The 774-nt window shown below is 57.9% G+C and carries 1 protein-coding gene and 1 pseudogene; both read right to left on the bottom strand.

Annotated features, from left to right (window positions below; all coding sequences use genetic code 11):
* Positions 1–145: 145 nt before the first annotated feature.
* Positions 146–301: pseudogene (locus J9892_RS19360) on the bottom strand (heme anaerobic degradation radical SAM methyltransferase ChuW/HutW); the annotation flags it as partial.
* 9 nt (positions 302–310) lie between these two features.
* On the bottom strand, positions 311–774 hold a 464-nt coding region (locus J9892_RS19355; protein WP_210538744.1), incomplete at its 5' end, for a transposase.

The following is a 774-nucleotide window of genomic DNA, read 5'->3' as shown; positions in this document are numbered from 1 at the left end:
TTTGACAGGTGAGTCGATGCGAAAACAGGGCATCAACTTGACCGATGCCGATCAGGCAGAGTAAAAGAAAGACGCAGTTCCTGCGGGTAGAAAAATGGTGATCGGCATGATGTTATTGGCTGATCGACATGATGTTATTAGCCAGGAAGCGACCAATGGCATTGGCCAGCAGAGCCAGATCGCCCGCCGCCATGTCGGTGGGCGTGCCCCCGCCCACATAGACGGCGGAGAAGGACTGGCTCTGCACCAAGGGGGTCTTGGCCGCCCTGGTCAGCTGCTCGCAGAGGGCCGCCATATAGCGCAATGCTGTTCACTTAAGCGGAGCCGCATTGCGATTTACCGGAAAACGGGTCTTTGATATCTTCACCGCCCTGGGTCTCGATGGCCTGGGGCGTTTTTCTATGAACATGACGCCTATGCAGCCCCGCAACTCCGCCAACCTCCGTGGCGTATGGGCTGGCGATAACGCGCCCGCCATCACTGCCATCTGGTTCGCGATGAACTGACAGGCAAACTTAAAGCTCACCTCATTGGGCGCTCGCTGATGGGCTACGGCGGCCTGGCTGGCCTCCCGCCTGACCAGATTGTATCCAAGCAGCAATCCCCACAGCTCCTGATAGACCAAGTTCACTTTCTTGCTTCTCAGCGTGATGGCGTTGTGCTGCATCGCGCTTTTGATATCCCGGTATCCCAGCTCGATTTCCCAGCGCTCGTGGTACAGGGTCGCCACCTGAGCTGCACTGAATCGCGCCACGGGCAGGGAGGTAAAGACCG

Origin of the sequence: Aeromonas sp. Prich7-2, from assembly GCF_017939255.1 — a bacterium.
In the GTDB taxonomy this organism is placed as follows: Bacteria; Pseudomonadota; Gammaproteobacteria; order Enterobacterales; family Aeromonadaceae; genus Aeromonas; species Aeromonas caviae.
This window is presented reverse-complemented; position numbering and strand designations above follow the sequence as displayed.